17 protein-coding genes are annotated in these 17,716 nt (G+C 71.8%); 9 read left to right on the top strand and 8 right to left on the bottom strand.

Annotated features, from left to right (window positions below):
- Positions 1 to 26 precede the first annotated feature (26 nt).
- Entirely contained in the window at positions 27 to 2,831 is a 2,805-nt protein-coding gene (gene sepH / locus AB0I67_RS11585) for a septation protein SepH (RefSeq protein ID WP_357921424.1), read from the bottom strand.
- Between the two features lie 383 nt (positions 2,832 to 3,214).
- Here sepH and AB0I67_RS11580 point away from each other — a divergent pair, with 383 nt between their 5' ends.
- The gene (locus AB0I67_RS11580) at positions 3,215 to 4,123 is read left to right on the top strand and encodes a hypothetical protein (RefSeq protein ID WP_357921422.1); all 909 of its coding nucleotides are present in this window, start codon (positions 3,215 to 3,217) and stop codon (positions 4,121 to 4,123) included.
- A gap of 5 nt (positions 4,124 to 4,128) precedes the next feature.
- Here AB0I67_RS11580 and AB0I67_RS11575 read toward each other — a convergent pair whose 3' ends face one another.
- Both AB0I67_RS11575 and AB0I67_RS11570 read right to left on the bottom strand, forming a co-directional pair.
- The gene (locus tag AB0I67_RS11575; protein ID WP_357921421.1) at positions 4,129 to 5,406 is read right to left on the bottom strand and encodes a D-arabinono-1,4-lactone oxidase; all 1,278 of its coding nucleotides are present in this window, start codon (positions 5,404 to 5,406) and stop codon (positions 4,129 to 4,131) included.
- Positions 5,407 to 5,454: 48 nt separating this feature from the next.
- Entirely contained in the window at positions 5,455 to 6,171 is a 717-nt protein-coding gene (locus tag AB0I67_RS11570; protein ID WP_357921419.1) for a polysaccharide deacetylase family protein, read from the bottom strand.
- 143 nt (positions 6,172 to 6,314) lie between these two features.
- On the opposite strand from AB0I67_RS11570, the gene AB0I67_RS11565 reads away from it, so the two are divergent.
- Positions 6,315 to 7,502 carry a lytic murein transglycosylase gene (locus AB0I67_RS11565; protein ID WP_357921416.1) on the top strand — a complete coding sequence of 396 codons (1,188 nt, stop codon included), beginning with the start codon at positions 6,315 to 6,317 and terminating at the stop codon, positions 7,500 to 7,502.
- Here the strand turns inward: AB0I67_RS11565 and AB0I67_RS11560 are convergent.
- Positions 7,493 to 8,419, bottom strand: coding sequence for a ferrochelatase (locus AB0I67_RS11560; protein ID WP_357921413.1), 927 nt, complete (start codon positions 8,417 to 8,419; stop codon positions 7,493 to 7,495). The two genes, AB0I67_RS11565 and AB0I67_RS11560, sit on opposite strands and share 10 nt — an antisense overlap.
- Before the next feature lie 38 nt (positions 8,420 to 8,457).
- Here AB0I67_RS11560 and AB0I67_RS11555 point away from each other — a divergent pair, with 38 nt between their 5' ends.
- Positions 8,458 to 10,434 (top strand): S9 family peptidase, encoded by a 1,977-nt coding sequence (locus AB0I67_RS11555; RefSeq protein ID WP_357921411.1) that lies wholly within the window; start codon positions 8,458 to 8,460, stop codon positions 10,432 to 10,434.
- On the top strand, positions 10,431 to 11,204 hold the full coding sequence (locus AB0I67_RS11550; protein WP_357921408.1) for an inositol monophosphatase family protein: 774 nt from the start codon (positions 10,431 to 10,433) through the stop codon (positions 11,202 to 11,204). Before AB0I67_RS11555 ends, AB0I67_RS11550 begins: the two co-directional genes overlap by 4 nt.
- Before the next feature lie 69 nt (positions 11,205 to 11,273).
- On the opposite strand, the gene AB0I67_RS11545 is transcribed toward AB0I67_RS11550, so the two are convergent.
- Positions 11,274 to 11,441 (bottom strand): hypothetical protein, encoded by a 168-nt coding sequence (locus AB0I67_RS11545; RefSeq protein ID WP_357921405.1) that lies wholly within the window; start codon positions 11,439 to 11,441, stop codon positions 11,274 to 11,276.
- A 170-nt stretch (positions 11,442 to 11,611) separates the two neighbouring features.
- Between AB0I67_RS11545 and AB0I67_RS11540 the strand changes: the two genes are divergently transcribed.
- The 5 genes from AB0I67_RS11540 (at position 11,612) to AB0I67_RS11520 (ending at position 15,410) form a co-directional block, all read left to right on the top strand.
- Positions 11,612 to 12,265, top strand: coding sequence for a response regulator transcription factor (locus AB0I67_RS11540; protein WP_357921402.1), 654 nt, complete (start codon positions 11,612 to 11,614; stop codon positions 12,263 to 12,265).
- Entirely contained in the window at positions 12,262 to 13,554 is a 1,293-nt protein-coding gene (locus AB0I67_RS11535) for a HAMP domain-containing sensor histidine kinase (protein WP_357921399.1), read from the top strand. Before AB0I67_RS11540 ends, AB0I67_RS11535 begins: the two co-directional genes overlap by 4 nt.
- A gap of 284 nt (positions 13,555 to 13,838) precedes the next feature.
- Positions 13,839 to 14,138, top strand: coding sequence for a DUF4193 domain-containing protein (locus AB0I67_RS11530; RefSeq protein WP_020542847.1), 300 nt, complete (start codon positions 13,839 to 13,841; stop codon positions 14,136 to 14,138).
- Positions 14,139 to 14,351: 213 nt separating this feature from the next.
- The gene (locus AB0I67_RS11525) at positions 14,352 to 15,131 is read left to right on the top strand and encodes a hypothetical protein (protein ID WP_357922173.1); all 780 of its coding nucleotides are present in this window, start codon (positions 14,352 to 14,354) and stop codon (positions 15,129 to 15,131) included.
- Between the two features lie 48 nt (positions 15,132 to 15,179).
- Positions 15,180 to 15,410, top strand: a complete 231-nt coding sequence (locus AB0I67_RS11520) for a hypothetical protein (protein WP_357921396.1) — start codon at positions 15,180 to 15,182, stop codon at positions 15,408 to 15,410.
- Between the two features lie 30 nt (positions 15,411 to 15,440).
- On the opposite strand, the gene AB0I67_RS11515 is transcribed toward AB0I67_RS11520, so the two are convergent.
- From AB0I67_RS11515 to paaI, 3 genes are read right to left on the bottom strand one after another with little or no spacing between them, the layout of a single operon-like run.
- The gene (locus AB0I67_RS11515; RefSeq protein WP_357921394.1) at positions 15,441 to 16,013 is read right to left on the bottom strand and encodes a TetR/AcrR family transcriptional regulator; all 573 of its coding nucleotides are present in this window, start codon (positions 16,011 to 16,013) and stop codon (positions 15,441 to 15,443) included.
- Positions 16,014 to 16,017: 4 nt separating this feature from the next.
- Positions 16,018 to 17,316, bottom strand: a complete 1,299-nt coding sequence (gene paaK / locus AB0I67_RS11510) for a phenylacetate--CoA ligase PaaK (protein WP_357921391.1) — start codon at positions 17,314 to 17,316, stop codon at positions 16,018 to 16,020.
- Positions 17,313 to 17,681 (bottom strand): hydroxyphenylacetyl-CoA thioesterase PaaI, encoded by a 369-nt coding sequence (gene paaI, locus AB0I67_RS11505; RefSeq protein ID WP_357922170.1) that lies wholly within the window; start codon positions 17,679 to 17,681, stop codon positions 17,313 to 17,315. The genes paaK and paaI overlap by 4 nt, the downstream gene beginning before the upstream one ends.
- Between the last annotated feature and the right edge of the window lie 35 nt (positions 17,682 to 17,716).

The following is a 17,716-nucleotide window of genomic DNA, read 5'->3' as shown; positions in this document are numbered from 1 at the left end:
TTCACGCTCACCCGACTACTTCTCGCTCAATCCTGCCGCCGTGCGCCGAACATGATCTCGTCCCAGCTCGGCACCGAAGCCCGCCTGCCCCGCGCGTTCTTCTTGGCCTGCCTGGCCGCCGGAGCCGGAGGAGGCGAGGCCACGGGAGCCACCGGCTCGGGCTTGGCCTTCCCGTCCTCCCCGCTCGCCCGCGCCGCCGGCACCGCAGGCTCCGGCACCACCGGCTCCTCGGGCTCTCCGGCGGCCTTGGGCTCGACGTCCTTCACCTCGGCCGACTCCACCTCAACGGGCTTCGCCGGGGCGGACTCCACCTCGGTCGGCTTCGCCTCAGCGGGCTCCGTAGCCTGGGCCACTTCCTGCTCGGCCGTCTTCTCGGAGCTCGTGTCGACCTTGACCGACTCCTGGGGAGCCGACTCCTGGGGAGCGACCTCCGCAGCGGCCACCTCCTTGACGGCTTCCTTCGCGGCCTCCGCCGTCGGACCCTCTGTCTTCGGGGCCTCCGTCTGGGGCGCGGTGGTGGCGGTCGCCGACTTCTCGGCGACGGGTGCCTCGGCCGTGCCCTTGGGGGTCTCCGGCTTGGCCTCCTCAACTGCGGGTGCCGGGGTGGCCTCGGTCTTCACGGCCTCCGCAGACGCGGCAACTTCGCTGGGAGCGGCAACCGCATCGGGAGCGGCAAGCTCGGGAGCTGCGGCTTCAGCGGGAGCGGCGGTCTCAACGTCGGCCTTGAGCACCTCGGCTTCGGACACCTCCACCTTGGGCGCCTCTGCCTTAGGCACCTCGGCTGCGGTCGCCTCCACCTTAGGCGTCTCAGCCTCGGACCCCTCCGCTGAAGGTGCCTCTGCCTGCCGTACGGGCGCGGGGTCGGTGACCGCAGCCGCTGGCGTGGGCACCGGGGTGCTCGCCTCGGATGCCGGGGGCACCTCCGCCTCCACCACAGGCTCGGCAGCCTTGGCCACCTCGGCCACGGGCTCGGCGGTGTGGGTGAGCTCGGCCGGGGGAGCCTCCTCGACCTTGGCCGCGGGGGCCTCGGTGGCGGACTCGGCGGGCCTGGTGGCGGGCTCCTCCGGCTTGGCAGCCTCGATGGAGGGCTCCACGGCAGGGGCCGCAGCGGTGTGATCAGGCTTGTTGGGCTCGACGGTGGCCGTGGCTGCCGGCTCAGCAGGCGGGGCCGGCGCGTCCACCGCAACGGTCTCGGGGGCCTGGGCTGCGGGCTCGGCGGCGGGCGTCCCCGACACGGGCCTCTCCGCCACGGGTGGCGCGACGACGGGAGCCTCGGCCGCCGGGGCGACCGTCTCGGCGGGCGGCGTGGGCACGGTGGCCGAAGGTTGCGCGGGGGAGGCCGCTGGCTGAGCGGAGGAACCGGCGGGCTGGGAGGCAGCGGCCGGGACAGGGGTGGACGGGAGGGAAGGGCGAGCGGGGACCTGGTCGATCATGGCTTCTAGGGACGCACTCTGGTCGAAAACCACCGACGACCCGCCCGCAACGTCAGCGACGGACGACTCGTCCGCAGCACCAGTGACGGACGACTCGACCGCAGCACCAGTGACCGACGACTCGACCGCAACGTCAGCGACCGACGACCCGTCCGCAACGTCAGCGACGGACGGCTCGTCCGGGCGGCCGGAGACCGGCGACCCGTCGGTTCCGCCGAAGACAGGGGAGCCGCTCGCGGCACCGGCGGCCGGCGACCCGGGCTGGTCGGCGACGGCAGGTGAAGGGGTGCCGGCGACAGGTGAAGAGAGGCCGGCGGCCGGGGAGGGGGTGGCGGCGGGCAACGCAGGGGTGGCGGCGGGCGACGCAGGGGTGGCGGCGGGCGACGCAGGGGTGGCGGCGGGCGACGCAGGGGTGGCGGCGGGCGACGCAGGGGTGGCGGCGGGGGGCGCAGGGGTGGCGGCCGGGGGTTCGGGGGTGGAAGAGGAGTCGGGGTCGCGGAGGGTGCCGCGGGTGGGGCCGAAGTCGGGCAGCCAGGGCGCCGGCTCACGGCGAGGCGGTTCGACGGGGCGGACACGGGAGGGGTCGCCGTCGCGGTAGGCGGCGGGCACGCCACGGCCGGGCACCCCCGGGAAGGAGCCGTCGCCGGAGGCGCTGGGCAGGGCAGGGCGCGGCAGAGCCGCCGGCTCTTCGGCGGGCGGCTCGCGGCGGATGACGGAGGGGAACGGCACGGGGTCCGCGCCCAGGGGCGGGACGGGCTGGAGTTTGGTCACCCGCGGCGGGAACGGGGTGACGGTGGTCTCCTCGATCGGCGGCTCGGGGTCGAAGTCGGCCTGGGACAGCCGGTGGGACTCGTCGTCGTGCGGGCTGACGTGCCGGCGGCGCGGGTCGAACAGCCACTCGGCGTGCCGCGTGTGACCGTTCCACACGTAGCCCAGCTTGACCCGCCACAGCCCGTCGTCGCGCTTGGCGGAGTCCCAGTCGATCTCCTCGGCGGGGACGCCGCGGCGGGTGAGGCGTTCGGCGACGAGCTCGCCGAGGGTGGGGCCGGGGGCGGACTCCCCGGGCATGCGGACCGCGACCCGCTGCGCCTGCTGGGCGACGTACTCGCGCTCCTGGAGCACGGGACCCTCGAACCAGCGGACCCGCTCGACCGGGATGCCGGCGGTCGCGGCGATCTCCTCCGCGGTCTCACCGGCACGGATGCGAGCCTGGATCTCCTTGGGGCGCAACGGACTCTCCACTTCGATCTCGTACTGGCCGAGACGGGAGAAGTTTCCGCGGACGGCAGCACGGAGCCGGTCGTCGACGGGCAGCGTGAAACGGGTACCCCGGCCGGCTGTCGCCAAGACGAGATACGTGCCGTCCTCGCTCACCGCGACGAGTCGGAGCTCCTGCATGCGGGTCCTTTCGTCAGCGTCGTGCTCATTCTTCCCCCGGACCCTTGAGTCTCTCGCGTGTGCCGGTTGCCTGCCAGCACCGTACCCGGCATGTCCGAACATCGCCTTCCTGGGATAGCTCCCAGATGATGTGACGCCGGTCACATTTAGTGGATCCATCCGGGTTCACACCTCGGCGCGGTGCAGCAGGAGGTTAGGGGTCCTCGTCGGATTCTGACGAATCCGCATCCGCGTCGCCGTGGACTTGGGGCAAGTGCTTCTGGTTCGGCCCGACACGAGCCGAGAATCTGCCTGTCACGCACGTCACAGGAACAACAGGACACGCGGTCGCGTCTATTCACGAGAAAGGTCTTTACCTGCGCGAGAGAGGACTGGTTCGGGGGATGAGCGGCGAGCAGCGGAAGTTCGAGCTGAGCGTGCCGCAGATCGCCGGAGGTGCGCTGGCGGCGGTCACCGCCGCGGTCGCGGCCTCCTACCTGGGGGTGGCGGGGACGTTCATCGGCGCGGCCGTGGCGAGCGTGGCCAGCACGGTCGGGGGCGCGGTCTACACGCACTACCTGAAGCGCACCGGTGAGGCGGTCAAGGAGCACACGCTGGGCACGTGGCGCCGCCAGGACCAGGAGGAGGGCCAGGGCGAGCTGGCCACCGCCGTCCACGCGACCCCCGCCGCGGCCACGAGCGGTGAGCCGCAGTCCCCGGCCTCCGTTGCCCCTGTCCTGGCCGCGCCGGTGGATCCGCACGCCGAGACCGGTCCGATGGGCGTGGTGGACCCGGGCGCCGAGACCGTCCAGCTCGCCGCCGTTCCCAGTGGTCGGGGCAGCGGTGACACGCTGGTGATGACTCCCGTGTCCGGGGACGGCGGCCGCCGGCCGCTGCCCTGGCTGAAGCTCGTCCTGGCCGCGGCCCTGGTCTTCGCGATCAGCGTCGGCGGCATCCTCACCTTCCAGGCCCTCGCCCACCGCACCGTGCACGAGGCGGTCACCGGCAAGACCCCGGTGGCGAAGAAGGCACCAAAGGACGACGAGCGCAGGGAGCGCCAGCGCGAGGAGGAGCGGCCCCGGCAGACCGCTGACCCCACCCCCGAGCGCACGCAGGAGCGAGAGCCGACTCCCACGCCGACCCCCACGCCGACCGACGAGCCCACGAACGAGCCGACGCAGGAGCCGACGACCGAGCCGACCACCGAGGCGCCGATCGAACCGTCAGGTGAGCCCGAGGCGACCGTACCGCCCGAAGATGTGGCCCCCGAGCAAGGCGACGGCCTGTTCCAGGAGCCGGGCGGAGACTCGTAGGCGGCCTAGCCGAGCACGCCGTCCAGATAGGGGTTGGTGAACAGCCGCTGCGGGTCCAGCCGGTCGCGCAGCGCGACGAAGTCCCCGAAGCGCGGATAGACCTTCGACAGGTAGGAGGCGTCGCGGGTGTGCAGCTTCCCCCAGTGCGGCCGGCCCTCCAGCCGGGTCATGATCTCCTCGACGCCCTCGAAGTAGGCCGGGTTGGGGGTGGGCCGGTAGATGTGGCAGGCCACGTAGGCCGACGGCCTGCCGTACGCCGTGGAGAGCCAGACCTCGCTCGGCGGGGTCACCCGGACCTCGATCGGGAAGGTGATCTTCCAGTCCATCCGGTCGATCAGGTCGCGGGTCTCGCGCAGGGCGCGGCCGAGGTGCTCGCGGGGGACGGCGTACTCCATCTCCAGGAAGCGCACGTCCCGCACCGAGGTGAAGATCTTGTAAGAGGTGTCGACCGACGAGGAGTCGCCCAGGGCTTTGGCGCTGATCGAGTTGAGCGTGGGGATCAGGCCGGGCAGCCGCCCGCCGAGCGCGCACATCGCGCCGAAGAGCTTGTTCTCCAGCAGCACGTTGTCCAGCCAGTGCTTGAGCGGGCTGGGCGGCGCGGCCGGTCCGGGGTGCCGGTTGTTGGTCTTGACCAGGCACGCGTCGGTGTGCGGCAGCCAGAAGAAGTCGAGGTGCTCGTTGCTCGCGGTGAGCTCGTCGAGCGAGTCGAGAATGCCGGTCAGCGACATCACGCGGCGCACGTTGCGCAGCAGGAAGGCGGGTTCGACGCGCAGGGTCACGGAGGTGAGCACGCCGAGCGCGCCCAGGCCGACGCGGGCGGCGTCGAAGAGGTCCTCGCCCGGTACGGCTCGCGTCACGCTCCCGTCGGCGAGGACGAGTTCGAGGGCCAGGACCTGGTCGGCGAGGCCGCCGGTGTCGCGGCCGGTGCCGTGCGTGCCGGTCTGGATGGCGCCGGCGACGGTCTGGGCGGTGATGTCGCCCATGTTGGCCAGGGCGAGGCCGCGGCGGTCGAGTTCCTCGTTGAGCGTGTGCAGCGGGGTGCCCGCGGCGACGGTGACCGAGCCGGGGCCGGCGTCGAGGATGCCGGTCAGCCCGTGCGGGCGGAGCATGATCCCGTCGGTGAGGGCCACGCCGGTGAAGGAGTGGCCCGTGCCGACCATGCGCACGCGGCGCCCGTCGCGGGCGGCGTCGCGCACGGCACGCACCACGTCGTCGGCCGACGACGGGGTGCGCACCTCGGCGGGGGTGCCGGTCTGGTTTCGAGCCCAGTTGGTGAAGGCCATGTGAGCACCCCTTGCAGAGCGTCGTTCCCTAATTAACGTGAACGATACTCATCTCTCCCAGCCTTCGGGAACCGGGAAGGTGTCCCCGGGCTTCAGGTCGTACTGCTTGATGATGTCGGAGACGGTCACCAGGTGGTAGCCACGCTTCTTGAGCAGCGTGACGATGTTCGGCATGACGTCGACGGTCTCCTTGACCCAGTCGTGCATCAGGATGATGCCGTTGGGCGCGGCGACGTCCAGGACCTGCTGCTTGATCGAGTCCGCGTTCTTGGAGGACCAGTCCTTGGACCCCGCGGTCCAGAGCACGACCGGCATGCCGAAGTCGGCGGCGATCTCGCTGGTCGGCATGTCCACCAGCCCGTACGGCGGGCGCAGCAGCTTGGGTTCGACGCCGGTGACCTGCTTGACCAGGTCCTGCGTCTTCTGGATCTCGCTCCGAATGGCCCACGGCTCGAGATCGGTGAACTTGGGGTGGGAGTAGCTGTGGTTGCCCAGCTCGTGGCCTTCGGCGGCCATGCGCTTGGCGAAGGCCGGCCGCAGCTTCACGTACTGGCCCTCCAGGAAGAAGGTGGCCTTGGCCTTCTCCTTCTTCAGGGTGTCCAGCAGCTTGTCGGCGTACTTGCCTGGGCCGTCGTCGAAGGTCAGTGCGATGCACTTGACCTGGGTGCAGTCGACAGGTTCGTCCTTCGCCGCTGCTGAAGCCGGTGTGGCCAGAGTGACGGCAACACAGGCGGCAGCCAGGAGTGAAGTGATTTGTCGGGACATAGGAAAACTTTCACGAGTGACGGATGGTACGAGGGTTCACAGCAACCTAGCCGATGCCTCCGGAAGGAGTCAGGTCCGCCCGGAAAGTCCCAGCAAATCCGAACCTCCTGATCTCTGGGCCTCCGTCCACTACGCTTGCCGGAGTGTCCGCCCCGTCATCCCTGCGCCTGATCGTGCCGGTCCTGGCGGCCGCGATCGTGCTCACCGCGCTCGGCGGCGCCCTCGGCCTCACCCTCTGGCACGAGCCGCCCGGCCTCGAACCGGCCGCTTCCCGGCAGCTCGCCGCGGGCTCCGGCAACGCCGGCGCCGAGCGCCTGGAGAGCCTCGTCCCCGAGACTCAGCCCATGGCCGAGCAGCCCACCGGCGGCACGCGGCGGCCGGTGAAGGAGTTCGGCCGCGGCGGCCCCGGCATCACCCCGTCCCCGCCGCGCGTCCTGGCCATCGCCCCGGCGGCGGTCCCGGCCAGGACCCGGCACGCGCTGTCCGCGCTTCCGCACGTGGAGAAGGTGCTCACCGTCGACGCCGGGGTGATCACCATCGCCGGCACCCGGCTCAACCTGCTCGCCGTCGATCCCGTGGACTTCCGCTCCTGGACCCCGAAGGCGGTGGCCGACGAGCCCGCGGTCTGGAGCGCGCTGGAACGCGGCGAACTGGTCGCCGACCCGGGCGCGGTGCGCAGGTTCGGGCTGATCCTCGGCGCCGAGTACCAGGTGGACGCCGGTCCGCGGCTGCGCGTGGCCGCCTCGGCGACGCTCGGCCTCAGCGGCATCGACGGCCTGGTCAGCACCACGGCCGGGCAGAGCCTCGGCCTGGCGGCCGACGTGGTCGTGCTGCTGCACGGCAAGGAGGGGAAGATCGGCACCGGCGAGGTCGGCCGGGTCCTGGGCCAGGGCGCGCAGGTGGTCTCCCTGGAGCCCCGCCGTACCGAGGCTCCGCCCGCGCAGGAGGTGACGGTCGGCCGGCCGGGCAGCTACCTGGAGCTCTACAAGGCGGCGGCCACCCGCTGCCCGGGCCTGTCCTGGACGGTGCTGGCGGCGATCGGGCAGGTGGAGAGCTCGCACGGCCGCAACAACGGCCCCTCCAGCGCGGGGGCGCTCGGCCCGATGCAGTTCATGCCGCGCACCTGGAAGCACTACGGCGTGGACGGCGACGGCGACGGCGTCAAGGACATCTGGAGCCCCTACGACGCCGTGCCCGGCGCGGCCAACTACCTGTGCGCCACCGGCGCGCCCGGCAACCTGCGCAAGGCGGTCTACGCCTACAACCACTCCTGGTCGTACGTGGACAAGGTGCTGAACCTGGCCGCCGCCTACGCCCGCGACTACGCCTGACGCCGCACCGGCGGCGGGCAGCAGGTCAGCGCGCAGGCGACCGGCTCGGGGCCGGCCATCAGCTCGCCGACCATCCGGACGAAGCGCGGGTGCGTGCCGACGGTGGCCGCGCGCTCCAGCGGCAGGCCGAGCTCGGCGGCGAGCTGGCGGGCCTCGGTGTCGAGGTCGTAGACGACCTCCATGTGGTCGGAGACGAAGCCGATCGGCACCAGCACCACCGGCCCGTCCACCTTCGGCAGGTGGTCGAGCACGTCCGGCTCCAGCCACGGCACCTCGGGCGGGCCGCTGCGCGACTGCCAGACCAGATCCCAGTCCTCCTCGCGGCCCAGCGCGGCGTTGACCAGCCCGGCCGAGCGGCGGATCTGCTCCTCGTAGCGGCTGGTCGACGCCATCGAGACCGGGATGCTGTGCGCGGTGAAGACCAGCCGCGCCGGCCGGCCCAGCGCGGCCAGCGCGTCACGCACCCGGTCGGCCTGCGCCTCGACGAAGCCGGGGTGGTCGCCGAAGTGCGGCAGCTTGACCAGCTCGGGCCCGTCGTCGAGGGAGATGCGGGCGATGTCCTCGTAGTACTGGCGGCAGGAGGAGTAGCCGGCGAAGGCGGAGGTGGCGAAGACCGCCGCGCGGCGGACGCCGTCCTCCCGCATCTGCCGGACGGTGTCCTCGCCGAACGGGTGCCAGTTTCGGTTACCCCAGTAGACCGGGACGTCGAGCTCGGCCCGCAGCGCCTCGACCAGCGCGCGGTTCTGCGCGTTGATCGGGCTGACCCCGCCGAATCCCAGGTAGTGCTCGGCCACCTGCTCCAGGCGGGCGCGCGGCACCCCCCGGCCGCGTACCACGTTCTCCAGGAACGGCATGACGTCCTCGGGACCTTCCGGCCCCCCGAAAGAAAGCACCAGCAGTGCGTCGTAGCTCCCCACGGCGACAACCCTATGTCCTGCCAGGTAGGTTCCATCGAGTGAGCGCATTCAACGACATTCGTGAATATGTGGCCATTCCCCGGCTCGCGTCCCTGCGGTTGTCGCCCGACGGCACCCGGCTGGTGGCCGTGGTGCAGTCCCTCAACCCCGACGGCAAGTCGTACGGCACGGCCCTGTGGGAGATCCCCGCGAGCGGCGAGGGTGAGGCGGTCCGGCTGACCAGGTCGGCCAAGGGCGAGTCCAGCGCCGAGTTCACCGGCTCCGGCGACGTCCTGTTCACCTCCCGCCGCCCCGACCCCACCGTCCAGGACTCCTCCGACGAGGTGCCCGCGCTCTGGCAGCTCCCGCGCTCCGGCGAGGCCCGCCAGATCGCCACCCGGCCGGGCGGCGTGGCCGCGCTCGCCACCGCCGCGAGCACCGTCGTCTTCGTCTCCGACGTGCTCGGCGACGACGAGGCCACCGAGGAGGAGCGCCGCAAGGCCCGCAAGGAGGCCGGGATCAGCGCGATCCTGCACGAGGGCTACCCGGTGCGCTTCTGGGACCACGACCTCGGGCCCGACCAGCCCCGGCTGTTCGCCGGCCGGCTGACCGGCGACCGGCTGGCCGAGGTGCGCGACCTGACCCCCGACGCGGGGTCCGCGCTGACCGAGGCGAGCTTCGACCTGACCCCCGACGGCACCGCGGTGATCAGCACCTGGACCGTGGCCCTGCCGCTCGGCGAGAGCCGTACCGAACTGGTCCGCATCGAGGTGCCCTCCGGCGAGCGCAGCACGCTGCTGTCGGACGAGGAGCACAGCTTCTATGCGCCCAAGGTCTCCCCGGACGGCACCAAGGTGGCCTTCACCCGCGAGCGGCTGACCACCCCCGAGCTCTCGGCCCGGGCGGAGCTGTGGATCGCCGACCTCGCCACCGGCGAGGGCCGCGCTTACGCCGGCGACCTGTTCCCCGGCGGCTACGAGTGGGCGCCCGACTCCGGCTCGCTCTACCTGTTCGCCGACGAGCAGGGCCGCCGCCCGATCTTCCGCGTCCCGGTCGACGGCGAGGTGACCCGGCTGACGACGGGCGACGGCGCCTACTCCAACCTCAACGTCACCGCCGACGGCAGCGCGATCTACGCCTTGCGCAGCGGCTACGACGGCCCGGCCGCGCCGGTCCGCGTGGACGCGGCCACCGGCGAGGTCACCGAGCTGCCCTCGCCCGCGCCGAAGCTGGAGCTGCCCGGCACGCTCACCGAGATCAGCGCCACCGCCGACGACGGCCAGGAGATCCGCGGCTGGCTGGTCCTGCCCCGCGGCGCCTCCGCCGACAGCCCGGCGCCGTTCCTGCTGTGGATCCACGGCGGCCCGATCGGCTCCTGGAACGACTGGTCCTGGCGCTGGAACCCGTGGATCATGGCCGAGGCCGGCTACGCCGTCCTCATGCCCGACCCCTGCATGTCCACCGGGTACGGCCAGCACCACATCGACCGCGGCTGGGCCAACTGGGGCCCGCGCACCATGGCCGACCTCGACGCCATCGTGGACGTCGCGCTCGCGCGGGACGACATCGACGGCGGGCGCACCGCCGCGATGGGCGGCTCCTACGGCGGCTACATGGCCAACTGGGTGGCCGGGCACACCGACCGCTACCAGGCCATCGTCACCCACGCCGCGCTCTGGAACCTCGACCAGTTCAGCGGCACCACCGACGGCGCCAACTACTGGCAGCGCGAGCTCGGCGCCCCCGGCTCCCCGCTGAACGAGAAGCTCTCCCCGCACCACTCGCTGGAGGCGATCACCACCCCGATGCTCGTCATCCACGGCGACCGCGACTACCGGGTGCCGATCGGCGAGGCGCTGCGCCTGTGGTGGGACCTGCAGCGCACCGGCGTGGAGTCGAAGTTCCTCTACTTCCCGGACGAGAACCACTGGATCCTCAAGCCCGGCAACGTCGTCGCCTGGTACGAGACGGTCCTGGCCTTCCTGGCCCAGCACGTGCTCGGCCAGGAGTGGAAGCGCCCGGACTCGCTGGCATGACCCATCTCGAACTGGCCGAGGAGATCGCGCGCGAGGCGGGCGAGATGTTGCTCGCCGAGCGCGGCTCCAAGCCCGTCGTGGCCGCGACCAAGTCGAGTCCCACCGACGTCGTCACCGAGCTCGACCGGGCGGCCGAGGAGCTGATCCGCGCCCGCATCCCGGCCGGGCACGCCGTGCTCGGCGAGGAGGAGGGCGCGACCGGCTCGGGCTCGGTCCGGTGGATCGTCGACCCCATCGACGGCACGGTCAACTTCCTGTACGGCCTGCCGGACTGGGCGGTCTCGATCGCGGTCGAGGTCGACGGCGTGATCGTCGCGGGCGTGGTGCACAACGTGCCGCGCGGCGAGGTGTTCACCGCCTCGCTGGGCGGCGGCGCGTGGCTGGCGGGGGAGCGGCTGAGCTGCACCACCGGCGTCCCGCTGGAGCGGGCGCTGGTCGCCACCGGCTTCGGCTACTCGGCGGGGCGGCGGGCCGTACAGGCGGAGGTCGTGGCGCGGGTGCTGCCCAGGGTCAGGGACATCCGGCGCGGCGGCTCGTGCGCGGTGGACCTGTGCTCGGTGGCGGCGGGCCGGGTGGACGCCTACTACGAGCGCGGCACCAACCTGTGGGACCACGCGGCCGGCGGCCTCATCGCCCAGGAGGCCGGTGCGGTGCTGGGCGGCCTGCACGGCCGGCCGGCGAGCCAGGAGATGGCCATCTGCGCCGCTCCGGAGCTCTTCGCCGAGCTGCACGACCTGATCGCGCCCCTGGATCCGGAGCGTGACCTTTAGGAGCGATCCGTAGCAGGGCCCGGACAGGGAAACGCCCGCGAGAGGGGGATCTCGCGGGCGTTCCGGGTGCTACGCGCGGGGCAAGGCGACGCCGTTATCGTCTGCCAGTCGGCGCAGATCCTCGATCTCGGCGGTGAGGGTGTCGGCGAGGAAGTCGTCCCCGGCCGTCCTGGCCTCGTCCAGATTGCGCCGAGCCTGGTCGAGACGCCGCTCGATGGTCGTCGTGAACTCGCCCATCTCACCTACTCTCAGGGGGTTCCAGTGGGTGTTCGGGTTGGTTTACCCACCTCCTGACTCCCGCCAAACCTCCGGATCGCTGTGCGGTGCGTCACCCGCGCCCGTCGATGCCTTACCGTGCGCTTATCGGCCGTGCGGCCACAATGGGCTATCGACTTGAGGAGTGAGCTGTGCGGGTTCTGGTGGTCGAGGACGAGCGGGTGCTCGCCGACGCGATCGCGACCGGGCTGCGGCGGGAGGCCATGGCGGTGGACGTCGCCTACGACGGCGGGAGCGCTCTGGAGAAGACCTCGTACATCGACTACGACGTGATCGTCCTCGACCGCGACCTGCCGGTGGTGCACGGCGACGAGGTGGCCCGCCGGCTGGTGGAGTCCCGCTCGGCGACGCGCATCCTGATGCTGACCGCGGCCGGCGACGTGGACGACAAGGTGGCGGGCCTGGGCCTGGGCGCCGACGACTACCTGGCCAAGCCGTTCGTCTTCATCGAGCTGGTCGCCCGGGTGCGCGCGCTGGGCCGTCGTTCGGCGCCTGCGCTGCCGCCGGTGCTGGAGCGCTCCGGCATCCGGCTCGACCCGGGCAAGCGGCTGGTGCAGCGCGAGGGCAAGGAGATCGTGCTCACCAAGAAGGAGTTCGCGGTCCTGGAGGAGCTGATGCGCGCCGAGGGCGCCGTGGTCAGCCAGGAGGACCTGCTGGACAAGGCGTGGGACGAGAACATCGACCCGTTCACGAATGTCGTGCGGGTCACCATGATGACGCTGCGCAAGAAGCTGGGGGAGCCGCAGGTGATCGAGACGGTGCCCGGGGTGGGGTACAAGTTGTGAGCGAGCGGCCAGAGCGCCGGGCCGAACCGACGCACCCCATGATCCGGCCGCACACCGAGGTGCTCGCCTCCGGAGGCCGGGACCGGCAGCCGCCACCTCCCACCGGGCCGCCCGCCTGGGACGGCCCGCCGCCGCCGCACCCCGCGCCCCTGAAGGTCTCGGCGCGGGAGCGGATGCGGCAACTGCCTCATCAGGTGAGCATCCGCTGGCGCCTGACGCTGACCTACGCCGCGCTCTTCTTCGTCGCCGCCCTGGCCCTGCTGCTCGTGATCTACGTGATCGTCGGCTGGGCGATCGAGGCCGCCTGGATCGGGTCGTACAACCCGGAGGTCCAGGAGGTGCTGACCAAGCTGCAGGACGCGGCCATCGACGCGGCGCGGGCCGAGCTGGTGCGGCGGTCGGTGATGGTGCTCATCGGCATGGGCCTGATCGCGATGATCCTGGGCTACGTGGTCGCCGACCGGGCGCTGAAACCGGTGGCCAAGATGACCGCCACCGCGCGCAAGCTCTCCGAGAGCAACCTGGCCCACCAGCGCATCGACCTGAAGGGCCCGGACGACGAGCTCAAGGAGCTGGCCGACACCTTCGACGAGATGCTGACCCGGCTGAACCTCGCCTTCGACTCCCAGCGGCGCTTCGTGGCCAACGCCTCGCACGAGCTGCGCACCCCGCTGACGATCAACCGCACGGTCCTGGAGATCGCGCTGACCGATCCGGAGGCGTCGCAGGACCTCAAGGCGCTGGGCCGTACCCTCCTGGAGGTCAACGCCCGCAACGAGAAGCTCATCGAGGGCCTGCTGCTGCTGGCGCGCAGCGAGCGCGAGCTGGCCGTGCGCAAGCCGGTGGACGTCAAGGACGTCGCCGCCACGGCCGTGGAGCAGGTGCTGCCCTTCGCCGAGGAGCACGGGGTGACGGTCACGACGGACCTCGCCAGGGCGGGGACGGTCGGCGACCCGGTGCTCCTGGAGCGGTCGGTCAGCAACCTGCTGGAGAACGCCGTCAAGTACAACCTGCCCGAATCCGGAAAAGTCTGGATCCAGGTGGGAATGTCGGACGGGGGGGCCGTTGTTCAGGTGGCCAACACCGGGCAACACGTCCCGGCGTACGAGGTGAACAGCCTGTTCGAGCCGTTCCGGAGGCTCCACGCCGACCGCGTGGACTCGGCCAAGGGAGCGGGTCTGGGGCTGTCCATCGTGCGAGCGGTCGTCCAAGCCCATGGCGGGTCGGTGACTGCCGCGCCACGCGAGGGCGGAGGCCTGGTCGTCACCGTCCGGCTCCCCGGGCGTTGATCCGGCGTGTTGATCTGGCGCGGAAGTCTCCTAGCCGCCGTACATGTGGTTGGATGTGCCGTCGAACACGGTGGTGCATGACGCCAAAGCTGTGAGTTTGGCCATATTTGGCTTACCGCCGCTTCCGGCAGAAGGCACTGGCGTGTAGGGAGGTTCGGCAACCACTCCAGAGGGGTACCGATTGCAAAATCTCCCGGATGGAATCGGGCACAAGAAGGGCCTCTCGGACGTTACACGACGCGCAATCCCGCGTGCAGACATATGAGGGGGATGGAGTAAGCACAATGGCAACCGACTACGACAGCCCGCGCAAGACGGACGACGACCTGGGGGAAGACTCCCTTCAGGAGCTCCAGGCGCGGCGTACCGACAAGTCCTCCGGCAGCATCGACATCGACGAGACCGACCTCGCCGAGTCGCTCGAGCTGCCCGGCGCGGACCTGTCGAACGAGGAGCTCTCGCTGCGGGTCATCCCGCGGCAGGCGGACGAGTTCACCTGTTCGCGATGCTTCCTAGTGCACCACCGGAGCCAGCTGGCCAGCGAGAAGAACGGCCAGCAGGTCTGCCGCGAATGCGCCGCCTGACGATCCAAGGGCGACGCTCGGGGTAGGGAAGCAGACCGAGGGAGGCTTCGCGTCGTGACCAAGGACAAAGAGCAGCACAACGAGCACAAGCTGGAGCGCGGTGCCCGGCCGGACGACGGCCGGGCGACCACACCCGACGGCGGTCCCGATCCGGTAGGGGCCGGATCGCCGCCCGAGGGGACGGGCACCGGGCTCGGCGACGCCGGCGGCGGGATCGAGGCCGGCGACGCCGACCACGGCCGCGAGGTCGGCGAGCTCGTCGGCAGGCTGACCGGCGAGGACGGGATCGAGCCGGCCGAGCGGCGCAGGCTGCTCGGCCGTCTCGCCAGATCGCTGGCGTCCGGAGCGAAGAAGGCCGGCGCCTCCGGCGTGGGCCGCGGCCGATGGCTGGCCGACGTCTTCCTCAGCATCGCCCCCCGCATCCCCATTCGTGATCTTCAGACCCTCTCCGAGCACCACCACGGCCTCACCGGCGAGGCGCTGGCCGACGATCTCGTCCGCACCGCGATGAAGGCGACGATGACGGTCGGCGCGGTCGGCGGAGCCCTGTCGGCGGCCGAGTTCGCCGCTCCACCCCTTCTCCTGTCCGCACCCGCGCAGCTCGTGGCCGAGACCATCGTGGTGGCCGCCATCGAGGTCAAGCTCCTGGCCGAGCTGCACGAGGTGTACGGCGTGCGCATCGACGGCACCGGCACGCAGCGCGCCGCCGCCTTCACCTCCGCCTGGGCCCGCCAGCGTGGTCTCGACCCGCTGGCGCCGGCCACCGTCACCCTGGCGCTGGGCGCCGCCGCCAAGACCGCGCTGCGCAAGCGCCTCATGCGCGTGCTCGGCCGGCACCTCACCACGCTGGGCCCGTTCCTCACCGGCGCGGTCGCCGGCGGCGCGCTCAACCGGGCGGCGACCAAGAAGCTCGGCGAGGCGATCCGCACCGATCTGCGGGGCAAGCTGCCGCCGTTGCCGAAAGCCAAGGATCGCGAGCAGATCCAGCGATGAGTCCGGGCCTCTTCACGAGTCTGTATGGATAGTGGAGAGGAGCCCCCGATGACGACCACCGAACTCGCCCAGATCCTGTTCAGCTCGCCCCTGCAGCCGTCGCAGGCGCTGTCGGCCTCGGAGATCCGCCGGGCCGTGGAGAACCACTCGTGCGACCTGTCGCGGTGTGCCGCGCTGGTCGCGCAGGAGGCCGGCGACCACCCCGAGAGCTACGCCGCGCGCATGCGCTGGGCGCTCACCGCCGTCGAGCGCGCCTTCGCCCCCGCGCTGGCCGCCTAGACCCCGCAGCCCGCTCAGACCACTGGCGGCTTAGACCCGCAGGCCGTCGAAGGCGATCTTCAGGACCGCCTCGGCCAGCGCGTCCGGGCTGCCCCCGCGGGCCGGCTGGTACCACTCGGCGATCGAGTTGACCATGCCGAACAGCAGCCGGGTGACCAGCGCAGGATCCACGTCCGGCCGCACGTCCCCGTCGGCCGCCGCCTCCTTCACCAGCGCGCTGACGAAGCGGTCGAACTCCCGCCGCCGCTCCAGCGCTCCCAGCTCCGTCGGGCTGTTGCCGTGCACCCGCAACAGCAACGTCACGTACGGCAGGCGTTCGGCCAGGATGGCCACGCTGCGCCGTACCACCCATTCCAGCCGGTCGATGGCCCGGCCGGACCGCGCCCGCTCGTCGCCGATCATCGCGAAGAGCCCGTCGAGCGCCCGGTCGAGCGCCCGGCCGAGCAGTTGCTCCTTGCCGGGCACGTGGTAGTAGATGGCCGACTTGGTCACGCCGAGGGCGCGGGCCAGATCCTCCATGCTGGTGCCGTCGTAGCCCCGCTCGTTGAACACGCCGACGGCGGTGTGCAGGACGGACTCCGGATCGTGGCCACGCTTCTTCATGGCGTCAATTATCCCGTTTGTCGATGAGGCGCTTGAGCTTGCCCATGCTCCGCTCCAGCGTCTCCGGGTCGGTGACCGCCACCTCGACGCTCACCCCCACGTGGTCCTTGACCGCCCGGCGCAGCGTCTCGGCGGCCTGGTCGCGGGCCTCGAACCCGGGCCGGGCCTCCACCCGCACGGTCAGCACGTCGAGCCGCGCGGGCCGGGTGAGCTCGACCTGGAAGTGCGGCGACAGGCCGGGGACGCGCAGGATGAGCTCCTCGATCTGGGTCGGGAAGAGGTTGACGCCGCGCAGGATGATCATGTCGTCGGTGCGGCCGGTGACCTTCTCCATGCGCCGGAAGGCGGGCCTGGCCGTACCGGGGAGCAGGCGGGTCAGGTCGCGGGTGCGGTAGCGGATGATCGGCAGGGCCTGCTTGGTGAGCGAGGTGAAGACCAGCTCGCCGGCGCCGTCGGTGACCTGGCCGGTGAAGGGGTCGACGGTCTCGGGGTAGAAGTGGTCCTCCCACACGTGCAGGCCGTCCTTGCTCTCCACGCACTCCTGCGCGACGCCCGGCCCCATCACCTCCGACAGGCCGTAGATGTCCACCGCGTGCAGGCCGAAGCGCTCCTCGATCTCCTTGCGCATCTCCTCGGTCCAAGGCTCGGCGCCGAAGACGCCGATCTCCAGGGAGCTGGCCCGCGGGTCGAGCCCCTGCGCCTCGAACTCGTCGAGCAGGGCGAGCAGGTAGCTCGGCGTGACCATGATCACGCGGGGCCGGAAGTCGGTGATGAGCTGCACCTGGCGCGGCGTCATGCCGCCCGAGACCGGTACCACGGTGCAGCCCAGCCGCTCGGCTCCGTAGTGCGCGCCGAGGCCGCCGGTGAACAGGCCGTAGCCGTAGGCCACGTGCACCAGGTCGCCGGGCCGGCCGCCGGCGGCGCGGATCGAGCGGGCCATGACCTCCGCCCAGACGTCCAGGTCGGCCTGCGTGTAGCCGACGACGGTGGGCTTGCCGGTGGTGCCGGAGGAGGCGTGGATGCGGGCCACCCGCTCGCGGGGGACGGCGAACATGCCGAACGGGTAACTCTCGCGCAGGTCCTGCTTGGTGGTGAAGGGGAAGGCGGCCAGGTCGCCCGGCTCCTTCAGGTCGTCGGGGTGCACGCCGTGCCGGTCGAACTTCTCGCGGTAGCGCGGCACGTTCTCGTAGGCGTGCCGGACACTCCAGCGGAGCCGGTCGAGCTGCAGCGCCCGCAGCTCGTCGACGGACATCCGCTCGGCGGGGTCGAGCTCGCCCGGGGCGGGGGGAGGGCCGTATCTCATCTCAACTCCCTGCTGCGGCCGCGGAACTCCGCGACCACGTCGCCGCCGGACCTGCGCACGGTGATGTCGTAGACGCCGCTGCGGCCGTAGCGGGTGCGCTCGGCCGCCTCGGCGACCAGCATGTCGCCGGTGTGGGCCGGGGCGACGAAGACGATCTCCGCGCCGGCCGCCACGGTGACCGGGCCGTGGCTGTTGCACGCGCAGGCGAAGGCGGTGTCGGCCAGCAGGAAGACGTACCCGCCGTGACACAGGCCGTGCCCGTTGATCATCTTGTCGGTCACGGCCATGCGACACACCGCACGGCCCGGGCCCAGTTCGGTGAGCTCGATGCCCAGCGCGGCCGAGGCGGCGTCGGCCTCCATCATGCGGCGCGCGTTGTCCAACGGAAGTCTCCCTTGTC

The organism is Nonomuraea sp. NPDC050310 (assembly GCF_040655795.1).
Classification (GTDB): domain Bacteria; phylum Actinomycetota; class Actinomycetes; order Streptosporangiales; family Streptosporangiaceae; genus Nonomuraea.
This window is presented reverse-complemented; position numbering and strand designations above follow the sequence as displayed.